Origin of the sequence: Coleofasciculus sp. B1-GNL1-01, assembly GCF_040220235.1 — a bacterium.
GTDB lineage: Bacteria > Cyanobacteriota > Cyanobacteriia > Cyanobacteriales > Coleofasciculaceae > Coleofasciculus.
The window spans coordinates 111,357-128,568 of sequence record NZ_JAVJTO010000044.1 but is presented as its reverse complement, the minus strand read 5'-3'; the positions used below and the strand labels follow the sequence as shown (position 1 = coordinate 128,568).

Sequence of the window (17,212 nt, the reverse complement as noted above, 5' to 3'; positions counted from 1 at the left end):
GGAGGTAGGTACAATAGTTAGGGTCTGCTGAATAAGTATTTGAGTAGGGAGTAGGAGTTCAGGAGGAAAGAACAAAACGGTAGTGCGAGCGTCTCGCTCGCTATGATGCTAGGTTTTTCACAAATCCTATCTTATTTTCTTGCACTCCCTCAGCCGGAAAACTCCTGAAGGTCCTTCAAATATAAGGGTTTTCGACTTGTGCAGCCAGCCCTAGTTACAGAATTAGCGATGGTGCAGGTTCCCTCGTGATTCATCCCTCGGATGAAGTAGGGCATAGGGAAACTTCCTAATTAATTTAGGTAAAAGCTTGGAGAGCTACCCAAAAAGAGGGGTTCTAGATATTAAGTGATATTCGAGTTGACTTCGGGTAGGACATAATTGTGTAAGACCTAATTAGAGGTTAACCCTGAGCTTAGTCGAAGGGTGACTTGAAAGGGCAATGATTAGCTCAAGAATCTCCCGCGTTTTAACCGGGAGAGTGTCAATTAACGGTCTAAGCTGTTCGGCATTTAAACCTTAATGTCAAGAATGGCAAAATCCTTGTAGTGCGTTTAGCGAAGCCATGCCGCAGGCTTTGCATCTTGCTCGCTACCCATTCCCAATTTAAATGCATGACAGCTTACCTTCTAAGGCACGATGCTCAAGAGGGTTGGAAGCCCCAAATAAGAGCTCTCGCAAGTTGGGGTACTTCACGAACACTCCCGCGCCATCACTAACTGTCCATTTGGCAGTTGATACACCCCAGTTGGTTCTACAATTGGGTCCCCCTTCTGCCAAGGACGAGAGGAACTCTCACTCGGTACAGCGCGTACCTCTCCAGTGGGATAAGGTAAGGCTGAAGCGTCACCAGGACGGGTGGGTAAGTTCCCAGCACCCGTTATGATGAATGTTCCCTCTTGTTCATCGCTTCGGACAATGCAGCTATTGGCAAGCAGATTGTCGGTATCAATTAGATTTTCGGGTAACTCAGTCAGGCTGTTTTGGATAAAGTCAAGGTTGGGTAAGGTGATGACTCCATCGACTGCTCCACTGGCATTGATATCAACTCGATTATTATTATCTAAAGTAGCTGGGTCGGTGCCTTTGGGGGCTGGACGGAAGGCAAAGCCGAAGAAAACAGGGGTCTTGAAGGTAATATCGCCGCCTCGACCATCACGGGCAAAGGCGAGGATGTCGCTGTCAGCGAAGGCAATCAGGGAGTCGGTGGTGATGGTGATATTACCACCATTGTCGGCACCACTGAAGACACTGGTAGTGATGTCACTGTCACCGCGCAGACGAATGTCTTGAGCTGTGATGTCGATAGCGCCTCCAGCAGATTGCGTGGTGGCGGTAATAATATCGCTGTCAGTCGCGGTTAAGGTGTCTGAGACTTTGAGGGTAATGTTGCCAGCTCTGCTTTGTCCTTGACTCTGAGCCGATATCTGGGAATTATTTTCCAGGGAAAGGGAGTCGGTTTGGATATCAATATCGCCACCAATGCCTTTGGCATCAGGGTTGACCGCCGTGGAAATAGAGCTATTGTTGTCTAGGAAGACCGATTGAGCATCTCGCACCGAGATATCACCAGCATTTCCTCCTCCAAAGGTACTGGCATTCACTTGAGCACCATTGGTCAGTTCTAGGGAAGGGGTTGTTAGCTCAATCCCTTTTGAATTCCCCTCAGCTCCAGGAGCCACCGCGCTGAAGACACCACTGCTGATAATTCCATCGCTCGATTCCCCATCCAGCCGCACCGAATCAGTGGCGGTAATTTTCACCGCACCCGCATTCCCAACCCCATCGGTAGAGGCATCCACTACAGCGCCATTGGTGAGTTCCAGGGAGGCAGTTGTTAGTTCAATCCCCTCCGAATTCCCCTTAGCTCCCGGCTCCACTGTACTAAATACACCACTGGGAATTCCATCGCTTGATTCTCCATCCAATCGGACGGAATCAGTGGCGGTAATTTTAACTGCACCCGCATTCCCCAACCCGAAGGTAGAGGCAGCCACTCCAGCACCATTGGTCAGTTCTAAGGAGGCAGTTGTTAGTTCAATCCCCTCCGAATTCCCCTCAGCTCCCGGCTCCACCGTACTAGATACACGACTGGAAAATCCATCGCTGTCTTCCCCATCCAAGCGCACCGAATCGGTAGCGGTAATTTTAACTGCACCCGCATCCCCAACCCCAAGAGTAGAAGCACTCATTTGAGCACCATTAGTCAGTTCCAAGGAGGCAGTTGTTAGTTCAATTCCCCCAGAGTTCCCCTCAGCTCCAGGAGCCACCTGGTTGGATATATTACTGGGAAATCCATCGCTTGATTCCCCATCCAAGTGCACCGAATCGGTAGCGGTAATCTTCACCGCACCCGCATCCCCAACCCCGAAGGTAGAAGCACTCATTTGAGCACCATTAGTCAGTTCCAAGGAGGCAGTTGTTAGTTCAATTCCCCCAGAGTTCCCCTCAGCTCCAGGAATCACCTGGTTGGATATATTACTGGTAAATCCATCGCTGTCTTGCCCATCCAAGCGCACCGAATCGGTAGCGGTAATCTTCACCGCACCCGCATCTCCAACTCCGCCAGTAGAGGCATTCACTTGAGCACCATTGGTCAGTTCCAAGGAGGCAGTTGTCAGCTCAATTCCCCCAGAGTTCCCCTCGGCTCCCGAAACCACCTGACTGAATACACCACTGGGAATTCCATCGCTTGGTTCCCCATCCAAGCGCACTGAATCAGTGGCGGTAATTTTAACTACACCCGCATCCCCAACCCCGAAGGTAGAAGCACTCACTTGAGCGCCATTGGTCAGTTCTAAGGAGGCAGTTGTTAGTTCAATTCCCCCAGAATTCCCCTCAGCTCCAGAAGTTACCTGGCTGACTACACGACTGGAAAATCCATTGCTTTTTTCCCCATCCAAGCGTACCGAATCAGTGGCGGTAATTTTAACTGCACCCGCATCCCCAACCCCAAGAGTAGAGGCACTCACTCGAGCACCATTAGTCAGTTCCAAGGAGACAGTTGTCAGCTCAATCCCCCCAGAGTTCCCCTCAGCTCCAGGAGCCACCTGACTGAATATACCACTGCTGATAATTCCATCACTCGATTCCCCATCCAAGCGCACCGAATCGGTAGCGGTAATTTTAACTGCACCCGCATCCCCAACCCCGAAGGTAGAAGCACTCACTTGAGCGCCATTAGTTAGTTCCAAGGAGGCAGTGGTCAGCTCAATCCCTTCCGAGTTCCCCTCAGCTCCAGGAAGCACCTGACTGAAGACACCACTGGCAGATCCATCGCTCGATTGCCCATCCAAGCGCACTGAATTAGTCGTGGTAATCTTCACCACACCCGCATTCCCAGCCCCAAAGGTAAGGGTACCTAGTGTCGCCCCCTCGGTCAAGAAGAGGGACTTAGCCGTCACCTGAATCTCACCCCCTGTAACACCCGCTACATTGGTAAAGCTCGCGGTCCCCACACTTTCTGCAATAGAAATGTCCCCCTCGCTGTTGAAGGTGATATTCCCTCCCAATAAACCACTGGAAAAGACATTAGCCCCCCGATTGAGAGTAATATCACCCTCAGCCTTTAGCCTGACATCGCCACCATCGCCAAAGTAAGTATCAGAAAGCTCAAAGGCAGAGGCACTAACTGTGCCATTAAGAGTAATACTGCTGCGAGAATCAATAAAGACAGAACCCCCGCCAAAAATATCTCTTGCGTCAATCGAGCCAACAGTAATACCGTTGGGGGTGTCTAGTGCTAAGTTCGGCTGATACTGATTCGTCAACAAAACTTTGCCCCCATCGGTGAGGTCAAAGACCAAGATATCGCCGATAGTGATGTCTGCACTGGTTGGGGTATTCGGAAAATCTAAAGGAGGGAAGAAAAAATCATTACCAGTTCCAGAGAAAAATGGAACTCCGATCGCACTTGGGTCTACTCCCGCCCGAATATCCAACGTCGGTTCGCTTCTACCGTCAATATTTATAGTCGTGCCATCCGATAAGGTAACAGTTTCCTGTAAACCATTGGTGGGGTCTGCCCCAGTAATAAAGACAAAGCCAGGAATCTCCACCTTACCCCCAGCTACAATATGCAGAGAACTTCCCTGGTAAGCACCAATCAACACATCTCCCATCGTCCGAATCACCGGGTCATTGAGACTCTCCAAATCCCCCAAACTCCCATCCAACCGCTCTATGCGAAAACTGCCCCCACTCCAATAGTGAGCATCTCCCCCCACTTGAGCCGCACTTCGCAGCACCATATTCCCACCAGAAAACAACCCACTATCGGGATGATTGAGGGCAAAAATATCCACCCCTTGATTCCCCTGCACCCACAACTGTCCTCTCGCTGCTGCCATAAAAGGTGCATCCACGCTATCCCTGATCCGCACCGTATCTTGCGCTTCCAGGGTCAAATCTCCCCCAGCATAGAGTTGACCCTGTAAATCCAAATTTCCAGCCGAGAGCGTCAAATCCTGCCCTACTGCCAAATTTCCAGCATTGGCAATCTCTCCACTTTGATTCGCCCCATACTGCAACCCCAAAGGTACACTCACCGTTAACAACGATGAGTCCTCTGGATTTGCTGCACTAAACGATGAGCCATCCTCAAACCCTATAGAATGAGCAGTAGTTGCCACAAACGAACCCTCAACATCCAGTTGAGCATTCGACCCAAACAAAATCCCATGGGGATTGAGTAAAAATAGATTGGCAGCACCATCAACTCCCAAGGTTCCCAAAATATTCGAGGGATTTGCCCCAGTTACCCGCGACAGAATAGTCTCAATCCCTGCTGGATTGGCAAAATAAACCCGTTGTAACTCCTCAACATTGAACTCAGTAAAGCTGTGAAACAGATTGACACCTCGCGCTGCTCCCCCCTCAATCAAATCCGCTGGCTTCCCTTTCACCTCAGCATCAGGCGTGACACGAGAACTCTCAGCCCCTAAACTTGTATCTGGTGTAATCTGAGCAACAGCACATTTTCCCCAAAAAGCACTGGCGAACAACCCCATGAGAGTGATTGTCCCACTTAGGGTTAAACCACTGGCTAGCCCTAACATCCAGCATCCACGGTACATAAGTTGAGTCATCATGGGCTTTATCTCCTTTGGGACAGCTCACTTGAGCGCTCACGGCAATTCATGCCATCAAAATTTTCCGAAAATAAAAACAGGAGGAGTCAGGTGAATAATTGTACAATTATACTGACCAGCAGGTACATAAGCATAGTTTCAGGTCATATTTCGGGAAACGAGAATCACATCATGACGGATTCAAGCGATCGCCCTTCGGCTGGTAACCCAACCAATCGCAACGAACAGCCCGAATCTCGTCACGCTGTAGCCGAACGCAAGCGGTGCTACGAAATGGAGGAGAAATACAGGTGGACATTGCTGCGAATAGAGCCAACTGGAGACAAAACCCTGAAATACAATTGTGTGTTTGAGGGTCAAACCGAATTTCCGAATTACATGATGGAGGACTAATCAATGGGTAGAAAGTACATCATCTTTCGTGCAGACTGGAGTGAGGAGCAGGGAGCCGAAAACAGGATACTGGCACATACAGGCGCAATCACCGATATTCTTGCCGAACACTTTGACTCTTCTGGTCAGTCCTCTCCTACCCCAGGTTACAGACTTAGAGAGTACCATCGGATTGAAAAATTTGCCAAAGAACATTTCTTGGCTGCTAGCACCCACAGCCGAGTGGGAGATTGGCAAGTAATCCGGGTTGAGGAGTATGAATCAAAAATCCCTGGCGTTGATTTTGACTCTATTGTCATCTGCTACTGCCAATACTCCCCCGTCTCCACCCCCCTAGAACCCTTACCAGAAATTCGGGTTCCGCAGCAGTTGCAAGACGCAAAAGGTTGATACAGCCACACGACAAATCAGTGCAAGATTTGTGTCCAGGTATTTACAGCGTTTTCAGACTCAATGTGATACACCATTTCCAAGAGTAGAAAAGCACTGTCTCATCGTTACTGTACTACACCGTGTTAGAAAGTGCTGTAGCACTGGAGGGTTCTATTAAATGCCCAGTCAACATCATCAAACCAGCGTCCATCGCCTTTTAGGATTTCTCTTTCTCAGTAGCCTTACCCTTTCCCTATGGCTCGGTCATCTTCCCTCCATTGCTCAACCGGCTGCACCGGGAAATGTAGCAACAACCCAATCTGGCAATGCCAGTCAACTCGTGCAACAAGGGGTTGAGTCCTACCGGACAGGAGATTATCAAGGGGCGATTGAACCCTGGCAAAACGCCTTAGAACTCTACCAAAGGACCAATAATCGCGCCAACGCCGCCATTATCCGGGAAAACCTAGCAAGAACCTATCAAAAAATCGGTCACATTGAGCAGGCAATCAGCTATTGGCAACAAGCCATGGCTGACTATCAAAAACTAGGTGACTGGCAGCAAATAGGGCGAACGAAAACCGAACTGGCTCAAGCCTACAGCCGCTTTGGACAAGCCAGAAAAGCGATCGCGCTTTTATGTGGCGTCCCTGATTCTCGCCAACAGGAGAGTTGCCCTGAAGGCAGTGCTGTGCAAATTGCCCAAGCGCATCACGATCGAGACGGAGAAATAGCCGCCCACGGGAGTCTAGGAGAAGCCTATCGCCTCAGAGGGGATTACGACCAAGCGATCGCCCATTTAAACAGGAGCTTAAAAATTGCCCAAGAGCTTAATCACCCAGCCTCTGCCGCTTCTACTCTAAACAATATAGGCAACGTCTACATGGCTCAAGCTCAACTCACAGAGGGTTATGCCAACTCCGCCCAGCAACGCGGTGCTAACACTAAGGCATCAGAATTTCGACAAGAGGCGATTGAATATTACCAGCAAGCTCAAACCCATTTTCAACAGAGTCTCCAACTTGCTCAAAACGACCAATTTGCTCAAATGCGGGTGTTACGCAATTTAATTAAACTTTATTACCGCCCGAAAGAATCAACCTTACCCAACGCCGCAAACAACGCAGCAACAACCCTCAAACAAGCTCAGGACTTACTCAAGCAGCTACCGGATTCTCAAGATAAAGTCTATGCCGCCATCGAATTAGCTAAACTGGAGCAGCCAATGACCCCAGTTAGTCCCTGCGGTAAGCGTCTGCTAGAAGGACAGGCAGAAGAACTCCTCAATCAAGCCGTCTCAATTGCTCAACGTCTTCAGGACTCCCGTTCCGAGTCATTTGCCTTGGGTGAATTGGGTCATCTCTATGAATGCCGCCAAGACTATAAGAACGCCCAAGAATTCACTCGCAAGGCACAGTGGGTGGCGGACAACAATCAATCGGCTAAAGATAGTCTGTATTTGTGGGAGTGGCAGGCAGGACGCATCTTCAACGCCCAAGGGAATGAAACTGAGGCTCTCAAAGCTTATGAACAAGCGATCGCGACACTCAACGATATCCGAAATGAGCTTCTGATTGCCGAGCGAGACTTACAGTTTGACTTTCGGGATGCGATTAATCCTCTCCACCGGGAGTTGGCTCAGTTAAGGTTAGAGCGTGCTGTTTTGAAACCAAGAGATAGTCAAGATTATAAAAAGGAACTAGACTCTGCCCTCGAAACCATTGATTCCCTAAAACTCGCAGAACTGCAAAATTACTTCGGGAATGATTGTGCCTTAACACTCATCAGTCAGGAACGGGTTGACGAACTGGTTGGGGAAAACACCGCTGTCTTTAGCTCGATTATTTTAAGCGATCGCACCGCGATTCTGGTCAGTCTTCCCAACGGTGAAAAGCGGCTGAAGTGGATCGACGTTGATAGTCAGAAGCTTCGGGAAGACATTAACCAATTTCGCCGGGGACTAGAGCGCAGACGTGACATTATCTATAACCCAAAACCAGCCCAGGAGCTGTACAACAGGATTATTGCCCCTTTTGCCAATGATTTAAACTCAGCACCGATAGACACTCTCGTTTTCATCCAGGATGGCATCTTACGCAGCATCCCAATGGCTGCCCTTCACGACGGTGAGAAATTCTTGGTGGAAAACTATGCCATTGCCACAACCCCCAGTCTTAACCTGACCAATCCGCAAGCTTTGAACCGTCAAAACCTTCGCGTTTTAGCCTTAGGTTTAACCCAAGAAAGTGAAGTCAATGGGCAAACGTTTTCAGCGTTGACCAATGTTAAAACTGAACTCAAGGAAATCGAGACTCAATTTCCCGGTAGCAAAACACTCTTGAATGAGGATTTTATCCAAGAGAGCATGGAAAAAGAACTGAGTCAAACCGTTTACCCAATTCTTCACATCGCCACCCACGGTCAGTTTAGTGCGATTCGAGAGGACACCTTTCTCGTCACTGGCAATAACGACAAACTCACCCTCAATGATCTAGAAAACATCATCAGCCGCGTTAGTCGTAAACCCGACTCCGGCGACTTGCTTGCCCTCACAGCTTGTCAAACAGCAGTCGGAGATGACCGAGCTGCTCTGGGTTTAGCTGGCATTGCCGTGCAAGCCGGTGTCAGCAGTGCCTTAGCTTCCCTTTGGTTTGTCAATGATGCCTCCACAGCCGAGTTGGTGACAGAGTTTTATGCCAACTTGCGCCGTCCCGGCGTGAGCAAAGCCGAGGCTTTACGTGCAGCTCAGCGAAAACTGATTGAGGCGAAGGACACAGAAGAAATTAATGACCAATATGCCCACCCCGCCTACTGGGCACCGTTTATCCTCATCGGCAATTGGCTTTAACTAAGGGTTGCTGTCGGGAGTTGTGAGGTGAGTTACATCCAGATGTGACTAAACCCGCCCAGACGCGCCATGGCGCGTCTCTACAATAGTTTCTAGACTAGAGCAAATATTAATGCCACTCCAAGCCTTGATAGCTAATGGTTTCGGTTTTGTGCAGCAAGCCCCAATTACCACAGGTTACTGGCGATTTGGCTTAAGTTCTCAATCCGTTCATACTCCTCGTCAATTAGTTCTGCTGCCTCTAATTCAGCTAGGTCCTCTAGCAAGGTTGAACCCACCTTTCCCAGCCTGGATTTGTCAGCCAACTTGAGCGCTTCACCTAAAGCGTCGTACCATAAACTTGCCTTGGCATAGAAATCGGATTTGTTTGAGCTATCGACAAACATACCTTCCAAAGCCGAAGGCATCTCTACAACCTTAATATCTGCCGTAGCAATCAAATCACTCGATGCGTTATCTGGGTCACATAAGATGGTGACTTGCCAAAGATAAGTGTGGCCTACTTTAAGTTTTGGTCTGTCCTCTGGCAAGGGCAATGTCATAATCCCTGGCGAACTCTCCCATAAAATTGGCTCACCGATTAATTGGAGGTTACCGTTCGAGTCATATTCAAAGAGCCTAAATTCCATCGGTTTGGTGGTCGAGTCAGGAACAAACCAAGCAAAAGTCGGGCGAGTTGAAGCTGTTTGTCCAACATGACTCTGAGGCGCTAGGGCTGTTAGGGGTATCCCTTTACCTTCACACCCACCTCTGGGACCTGCTTGTCCTGTATAGTCACTTGGAGGCTCCTGATCAGCAGGGGGTACATAATTAGCTAGAGCCGCCGGAGTTATGACCAGCGATAAGCCTAAAACACAGCTAGTTACCAGTCTAGTGTTGATGGGGTTGCTCAGAAATTCCAGGGTTTTAGTTTTCATAATCTCTGGTGCTAGCAATTTGGGTTAAACTGTAACACAATCCATTCCTGGATGTTGGCGGGTTACGGCTATCGCCAAACCCACTATGGCGGACTGACACAGCTAAAATTTTGGAATAGATTTTACCATTGAATCGGGCGCACGTCGGTGCGCCCCTACGGTTTCGCAGCTAAACGAATCATCTTATTTTTCTCAAGAAAAAGGATTTAACGCTATCTCCAACTTTACCCAGGTTCCAGTACCGACTTACGAGGGGCCAGGTTAACTCGCATAGAGTTCCTCGGGGAGAAAGAGGCTCTCGCTTAAATGTCCCCCCTAGTTGTTTCGCCAGATTTTTACATTGCTTTGTCCCTCGGTTTTCAGAGGATGAACAGATGCCGGAGCCGTTATCTTTAATACTCAAACTGTACCAGCCCTGATTGGGCTTGCCAATAGCACTGAGGCGAGTTACTCCTTTGGCATGTTTTCCCACATTGCACAGCGCCTCTTCGAGAAACTGGCAGAGTTCCCGCTTTTGCTCAAGGCTCAGGGATTGAGACTCAATTGGAGCAAATGTGCGGACTTTAACCTTGAGAGTCTTAAAGTTGGGAAAGTTATCTCGCTGAAGCGTCTCCCTATAGACTTTATAGAACAGTTCGTGAATTGGCAGCTTTAAGTCGAGTTTGAAGCCGCTTCCTAGGAGAAGGCTTTCTTCTTGAGTGAGAGCTTCTCGTTGCAGGTATTCACCAACTCCCCGAATTTCCTGGTTAAGATTCTCTAATTCTGAGAGAAAGGGGTTTTGTGGTGAGTCTTCTCGAATATCCCTCAAAACATTAGCCAGTGTTTGCAAAGGACCATTATGAATGACATTAAATGTGTGTTCAATAGTGCCTTGGCGAACGTAAATCTCAGACCTCAAAACTTGGTCATGTTGATAAAAGGCAAAAGCACTCAGTCCTAAACCATTGAGGGTCAAAATTAATAAAACAGGTGCTACGGTAATCCACCACCCCCAAGCTAGAAACACATAACCAATTCCAACGATCCCCAGGCTAACAATGCCAAAACCAAACAGACTTTTCCAAGGGGATTGAGTCAGCCGCCCCAGACTAATTGCGACAAAACCCCAACCTAAAATCCATAAATATTCCCACCCATCTGACCAAGTCCTTAACAGCGATCGCCCATCCAGAACAGCACTGAGAATTTGACTCGTAGAATGAGCATGAAATTCCACGCCATAAATCTGCCCAGGAGGATTGAGATTGGTAATGGCAGAAGTCTTGACGATATCTTTGACGCTGGGAGCTGTTATACCAACAATAACAATGCGATCGCGAATCCAACTGGGATTAAAATTCCCGGTTTTGATCTGATTAAGTGAGAGAGTCCGAAACCGTTCTCGACCACTCCGAAAATTAAGCAAGACTTGAACCCCCCCTGCATCCGTTCCCACATATCCACCGGAATTGGGCAAAAAGCGAGGGAGTGTCGTTGAACCAAACCTGATCGCATGAGGATCATGAATGTCATTTTCTGGAGAAATGCCTTCAGAGGCTAAATAAATTTCTGCCAGACGCAGAGATAAAGAAAACTGGTATCCTGGGGAAGTAGGCGTTACTAGAAGAGAGCGCCTGATCTTACCATCTTTATCGAGAATAGTATCTGAAAAACCAACTTGCTTAGGGGGTAATTCGGGAGGTGGTGCAATTTGAAGTGGCGCAATTTGAACGGGTAATACTTTTTCAATCCCAATAATATTTTTGAACTCCTCAAAAACCGCAACCCGTTCATCGTGACCCGGATTAACTGGTAAATCCCGAACGATATCAAGACCGATAGCTCTGGGTTTGTAGGTTTGCAATGTTCTAAATAATCTGGCAATTTCTTGATCCGGTATGGGATAGCTTCCTACATCCTGGATATCCGCTTCATCAATTCCAATAATGACGATCCGTTCATCGATAGGTTCAGCAGGACGCAGACGCAGGAAGGTATCGAGCATTATCCACTCTAGACTTTGAAGTGAACCATTGAGACGAGCGAGTATTACCAGTCCAGTCACCACAATTCCTGGCAGTGATCCTCCACGCCAGATGACAATTTCCTTTTTTATTTTTTGCCAAAGACTTCGCCGCAACAGCTTCTTCCTTGCTTAAGTGATCAATCAATAAACCCTTCTTCTCTCGCTCGCATCTCGGTTTGAATTCGCAGATTCTTCCCCTCTTCCGGATAAACACCCAGAACGTCTCGAATCTTCGTCCAGTAGTGAAGCACGGTTCGGGTTGTTATCTGCATCCGCTCAGCAATTGCCTTATCTTGCAATCCCTCTTGAAATGCTAGGATGAGTACCTCCAGCCACTCTGGCTTGACTTCTCCTCCTGGCATATTTAGGTCTTTGGTATGGGTTAATCCCTGGAATGCCCAATCAACTCGGGTTAACATATCCTGACTGGAGAAACCTTTATCAACCACGGTGAAACCCCCTTTATGCTCGTCAATTTCATGGTTAATCCGCACCAAGGCATTGACATAGGTACTTAACACGACGAGATTGAGATCGGGGTACTGATGCATCACTGTCCGCAGGAGTTTAATGCCCGTCTCAGTTTTAGCTGTCTTTCCAGAGACTTCTGGAATAGAAAGATCCATAATAACCAGGTCAGGCTGAAATGTTTCCACTTGCTCCAGAGTACTTTGTTGCGTTTGAGCGGTTCGGATTTGAGCCTCTGGGTATTGCCGTTGCAACACCTCGATTGTGCCACCCATGGTTAATTCGTGGTCTTCAACGACAAGGATCTTCATCTTCTCTGGCTTTGGTAAGTCTTTGCTGATCATCAATCCGTCAACCCTCAGAGTTTGCTATTCACCATCTGGACTTGAGACTAAGTAGAACACGCTGGATGTGTGGCAGTTTTGCGCGATCACCTGCTCTCAAAGTCCAAGGGAAAAGTTTTTCAGTAAAATTTTACTCGATAGCGCCTGTTGTGTTCCCACACTGGGGATTCCTTGGATGAGAATGTGACTGTGATTAGCCAAACCCAGCCTATAGTACAAACGTTTTAATCCTGACCACCCTTGCCCATCCTATATAAATCGACTTGCCTGGGGATGGTGCAAGACTGAATTCATACGTTGCTAAGTTACTGTATAGTAGATTACAAATAAGGGTTTGTTTTCCCTCAAATCGAGGAAAACTCTCACCATTGTAGCTAGCTGTTCAAGCTGGGGACACCGGGGAGATAAATTCGCTCTTGCACTAGGGAGACATAAGGGAGCAGGGAAACGAGGACTGGACACCCCCAATTTTTTGTCTTTACCGACTGAATCATTTTTTGGGGAGTATTTTTCTACCAACGTTTGAAATCAACTCAATTAGACCTTATCCGATATGTAGGGTGATGGTGCTGTAGTCAATAGGATGAGCAGCGGTTGTTCACATCACATCCCAACTGATGAGAGTCAATCAATAGTATACGCTATGTATAGCCACAGTGACAGTCACTCTTTATCGCTATTTCAGGCACTGTTTAATCAAGCACTCGACGCCATGGCGATCGCGGATGATCAAGGACAGTATGTTGAGGTCAATCCAGCGGCTTGTCGCCTATTTGGTGTATCTCGTGAGGAACTCTTAGGATGCCGCATCTCAGACTTTGCTGACTTGGAGTTTGATTTCCAAGAGGCGTGGCGTATTTTTCTGGAACAGGGACACGTAAAGGGGGAGTTTCGTCTCCGGTGCCGGGATGGGACAATCCGGGAGACGGAATATTCAGCAACCGCTAATGTGATCCCCCATCGCCATTTATCCATTTTGCGAGATATTACCGAACGCAAACAGGTAGAAGCCGAGTTGCGCCAAAGTGAAGAACGCCTCAACCTGGCTCTCGATACGGCTCAAATGGGAATTTGGGACTGGAATCTGTTGACAAATCAGATTTGTTGGTCAGAGTATCATGAACTGCTGTTTGGCTTGACTCCAGGGACTTATGATGGCACATACAAGACGTTTGAGGCTTGTATTCATCCGGATGACCGAGAAGCCGTTAAGCAAGCGGTGAACCGTTCTCGGTTAGAACAACATGAGTATGATCATGAATTTCGGGTAGTGTGGTCAGATGGGAGTATTCACTGGATTGAGGGAAAGGGAAAATATATCTATAACCAAATGGGTCAAGCGGTGCGGATGATCGGTACAGTGATCGATATTAGCGATCGCAAACAAGCTGAAACCCAAATCTATCGCTTGAATGCTGAGTTAGAACAACGAGTCATTGAGCGTACCCAAGAACTTCAGCGTACTAATGACAACTTAAAACATGAAATTCAGGAACGCAAACGCGCTGAAGCTGCGGTGCATTTGCAAGCTCAACAAGAACGGTTAATCAGTGCGATCGCGCAACAGATTCGTCAGTCTTTAGATCTAAATCAGATTCTGAACACGACCGTAAGCCAAGTGCAGCAATTGTTGGCTTGTGATCAGGTGGTGATTTACCAAACTCATGGCGATGGTACGGGAAAGCTTGTCGCCCAAGCCTTAGCCTCAGACTGTTCGGTTCCCCAAGACCATTCTCTCCCTGACTTAATCTTTCCTCCAGCTTGTCATCAATTTTACTGTTGCGGCGGAATTCATACCATTGCGGATGTTGAACGGGATGACATCGGATACTGTTTAGCTGATACTGTCAGGCAGTTTGGGGTTAAATCCAAACTCGTGATGCCGATTCTGGAGAATGAAACCCTGTGGGGATTACTGATTGCTCATCACTATACCACCAGAAAATGGCAACCGTGGGAAGCTGAACTCCTCTGTTCATTAACGACTCAAGTCACAATCGCCATCCAACAAGCCCAACTCTATTCCCAACTTCAAGCCGAATTAAGGGAACGTCAACACATCCAACAAGAACGCGATCGCTTGTTTAACCTTTCCCTGGATATCCTGGCGATTGCCAACTTTGAGGGGTACTTTATCGATGTCAATCCCGCTTTGGAGAAAACCCTGGGTTTTACCTCTGAAACGTTAACCACCCAACCCTTTATCCAATGGGTTCATCCTGAGGATCGCCTCGCAACTCAGGCGCAAATGAAAAAACTGGCATCTGGGATTACAGTTAAGTCCTTTGAGAATCGGTATCGTTGTCAAGATGGGTCATACAAATGGTTGTCTTGGACTGGCGTGCCATTTCTGGAAGAGCAGTTAATTTATGTTGTTGCTCACGATATTACAGAACGTAAACAGGCAGAACAAGCCCTACAAGAAAGTGAACAGCGCTTTCGCACCGTAGCCGATTTTACTTATGACTGGGAATATTGGCGAGATCCCGATGGCAGCTTTATTTATGTTTCTCCCTCTTGTCAACGGATCACAGGTTATCAGGCTGAGGAATTCCTCAATAATCCTCGCTTGTTTGAGGCAATTGTTCATCCCGATGATCGCCAGAGAATTGCTGAACATATACGCCAACAGCTAGACAATCCCCATATCTACTCAACCGACTTTCGCATCATTACTCGCACCGGATCGATCCGTTGGATTGCCCATGCTTGCCAACCTGTTTATAGTGAGGATGGACGATGGCTAGGTCAACGAGCCAGTAACCGTGATATTAGCGATCGCAAGCAAGCGGAAGAAGCCCTCTATTACCGCGAACAACAATTTAGGGCGTTGGTGGAAAATTCACCGGATATTGTTGCCCGATTCGATCACCAATTGCGTCATCTCTATGTAAATCCAGCAATCGAACAAGTCACAAAATGTTCCCCTCAAACTTTTATCGGTAAAACCAATGGGGAGTTGGGAATGCCGCCAGATAAAGTCCAGTTTTGGGATGAAGCCCTACGATCTGTCTTGACAACTGGACAAGAACAACTGATTGAGTTTGACTTTGCCACCAGCAAGGGGATGAAATTTTTTCACTCTCGCATCGTCCCTGAATTTAATGCCGATGGCACAATTCGGTCTGTGTTAAGTGTTACCCGAGACATTACGGCGCATAAACAGATAGAAGTGGCACTCCAACACGCCAAAGACGCCGCCGAAGTCGCAAATCGGGCGAAAAGCGAATTTTTGGCAACGATGAGTCACGAACTCAGAACCCCTCTCAACGGCATTTTAGGCTATGCTAAACTCCTGCAAAACGATACTAATTTAACTGAAACTCAACGCGAGAGTTTAACGATTGTTTACCAATGTGGTGAACATTTACTCACGTTAATTAATGATATTTTAGACTTTTCTAAGATTGAATCCCAGAAATTAGAACTTAACCCCACTGAGTTTCATTTGCCAACCTTTCTCAGCAGCATCGGCAGTCTTTTCCGTCTGCGTGCTAGCCAAAAAGAGATTGACTTTACATACCAACTCTTATCTCCTCTTCCCCAGACTGTTATCGCTGATGAGAAACGGTTGCGACAGGTTCTGATCAATTTACTTAGTAATGCAGTGAAGTTTACGGATCAGGGTAGCGTGACGTTTACAGTTGGTGATGTGGACATTGAGGTTAATGAAGAAGATGGGGAAGATCAATCAAAATCATCCTCTAGGAAGCGAAGGAACAACACTTCTCCAACTCGCAGGATTCGTTTTCAAGTCGAAGATACAGGAATTGGCATCGATCCGCAACAATTAAGCGAAATCTTTTTACCCTTCCATCAAGTAAGCGATCTCACCCATGCTGTTGAAGGGACTGGATTGGGACTTGCTATCAGCCAGAAGTTGGTTCAACTGATGGGTAGCACGATTCAGGTTAGTAGTACTTTGGGTCAAGGCAGTATATTTTGGTTCGATTTAGAGTTGTCTGATGTGTCCGGCGGACAAGCCTCAAATCCATTAAGCGATCGCCGACTCATTGGCGTAAAAGGACAACAGCAAACTCTTCTCATTGTTGATGATAATGCGATTAATCGGTCTTTCTTACAAGAATTACTCAAACCGTTCGACTTGAACATTTTTGAAGCCGTGGATGGTCAAGATTGTTTACAAAAGGCAGTTGAGATTCAGCCTGATCTGATCTTAATGGACTTAATCATGCCGGGACTAGATGGTTTGACTGCAACGCGGCGACTACGCCAATTGCCTCAGCTCGAAAAGACGGTTATTATTGCCATATCCGCTAATGTTTTCGAGACGACCCAGCAGGAGAGTTTAGCGGCTGGATGCCAAGACTTTCTATCAAAACCTGTGCCAATCCAGCAACTCCTGGAATTATTGATTGTCCATTTAGGTGTGGAAGGCATTTATGAAGAACCCAGAGATTCAAAAACGGGTAAATTGGAAACCAATACGATACCGCTGGTTCCTCCACCGGCTTCAGAACTAGCTATTTTGTCAGAATTGTTGGTAATGGGGGATATTCAAGGCATGATCGATCAAGCGCAGCATTGGGAAAATGTAAACAGTCAATGGATTCCCTTTGCAAAACAAATTCATCATCTCGCTAGAGGTTTTCAGCTAAAAAAAATAGAGCAACTTATTAATCAATATACCTCGTAAATAAAACTTAACTTATAAGGCATAATTAATCAGCCATAAGGTATAAACGAAATACTATTGCTTATGTTAAAGTAATTCATATATTGTATCAATGGCTAAATAAAATATAGGTTTAACTAAT

The 17,212-nt window shown here is 47.2% G+C and carries 8 protein-coding genes; 4 read left to right on the top strand and 4 right to left on the bottom strand.

The window, feature by feature from the left end; genetic code table 11:
• Positions 1 to 689: 689 nt before the first annotated feature.
• Positions 690 to 5,087: a two-partner secretion domain-containing protein gene (locus tag RID53_RS10310; protein WP_446388013.1), complete on the bottom strand. Its 4,398-nt coding sequence runs from the start codon at positions 5,085 to 5,087 to the stop codon at positions 690 to 692.
• A gap of 171 nt (positions 5,088 to 5,258) precedes the next feature.
• Between RID53_RS10310 and RID53_RS10305 the strand changes: the two genes are divergently transcribed.
• The 3 genes from RID53_RS10305 (at position 5,259) to RID53_RS10295 (ending at position 8,700) form a co-directional block, all read left to right on the top strand.
• Positions 5,259 to 5,480, top strand: coding sequence for a hypothetical protein (locus RID53_RS10305; RefSeq protein WP_446388012.1), 222 nt, complete (start codon positions 5,259 to 5,261; stop codon positions 5,478 to 5,480).
• 3 nt (positions 5,481 to 5,483) lie between these two features.
• Positions 5,484 to 5,870, top strand: a complete 387-nt coding sequence (locus tag RID53_RS10300; protein WP_446388011.1) for a hypothetical protein — start codon at positions 5,484 to 5,486, stop codon at positions 5,868 to 5,870.
• Positions 5,871 to 6,030: 160 nt separating this feature from the next.
• Entirely contained in the window at positions 6,031 to 8,700 is a 2,670-nt protein-coding gene (locus RID53_RS10295) for a CHAT domain-containing protein (RefSeq protein ID WP_446388010.1), read from the top strand.
• Between the two features lie 167 nt (positions 8,701 to 8,867).
• Here RID53_RS10295 and RID53_RS10290 read toward each other — a convergent pair whose 3' ends face one another.
• The 3 genes from RID53_RS10290 to RID53_RS10280 form a co-directional block, all read right to left on the bottom strand.
• A complete protein-coding gene (locus tag RID53_RS10290; protein WP_446388009.1) occupies positions 8,868 to 9,617 on the bottom strand; it encodes a DUF928 domain-containing protein in 750 nt (249 codons plus the stop codon).
• A gap of 178 nt (positions 9,618 to 9,795) precedes the next feature.
• On the bottom strand, positions 9,796 to 11,736 hold the full coding sequence (locus RID53_RS10285) for a CHASE2 domain-containing protein (RefSeq protein WP_446388008.1): 1,941 nt from the start codon (positions 11,734 to 11,736) through the stop codon (positions 9,796 to 9,798).
• A gap of 23 nt (positions 11,737 to 11,759) precedes the next feature.
• Positions 11,760 to 12,434, bottom strand: coding sequence for a response regulator (locus RID53_RS10280; protein ID WP_446388007.1), 675 nt, complete (start codon positions 12,432 to 12,434; stop codon positions 11,760 to 11,762).
• Positions 12,435 to 13,077: 643 nt separating this feature from the next.
• Between RID53_RS10280 and RID53_RS10275 the strand changes: the two genes are divergently transcribed.
• Positions 13,078 to 17,091 (top strand): PAS domain S-box protein, encoded by a 4,014-nt coding sequence (locus RID53_RS10275; protein WP_446388006.1) that lies wholly within the window; start codon positions 13,078 to 13,080, stop codon positions 17,089 to 17,091.
• Positions 17,092 to 17,212: the final 121 nt, after the last annotated feature.

Coding starts and splice junctions, on each gene's coding strand:
- RID53_RS10275 (WP_446388006.1), top strand. CDS start 13,078: ATGTATAGCCACAGTGACAGTCACTCTTTATCGCTATTTCAGGCACTG.
- RID53_RS10290 (WP_446388009.1), bottom strand. CDS start 9,617: ATGAAAACTAAAACCCTGGAATTTCTGAGCAACCCCATCAACACTAGA.
- RID53_RS10310 (WP_446388013.1), bottom strand. CDS start 5,087: ATGATGACTCAACTTATGTACCGTGGATGCTGGATGTTAGGGCTAGCC.
- RID53_RS10280 (WP_446388007.1), bottom strand. CDS start 12,434: ATGATCAGCAAAGACTTACCAAAGCCAGAGAAGATGAAGATCCTTGTC.
- RID53_RS10305 (WP_446388012.1), top strand. CDS start 5,259: ATGACGGATTCAAGCGATCGCCCTTCGGCTGGTAACCCAACCAATCGC.
- RID53_RS10295 (WP_446388010.1), top strand. CDS start 6,031: ATGCCCAGTCAACATCATCAAACCAGCGTCCATCGCCTTTTAGGATTT.
- RID53_RS10300 (WP_446388011.1), top strand. CDS start 5,484: ATGGGTAGAAAGTACATCATCTTTCGTGCAGACTGGAGTGAGGAGCAG.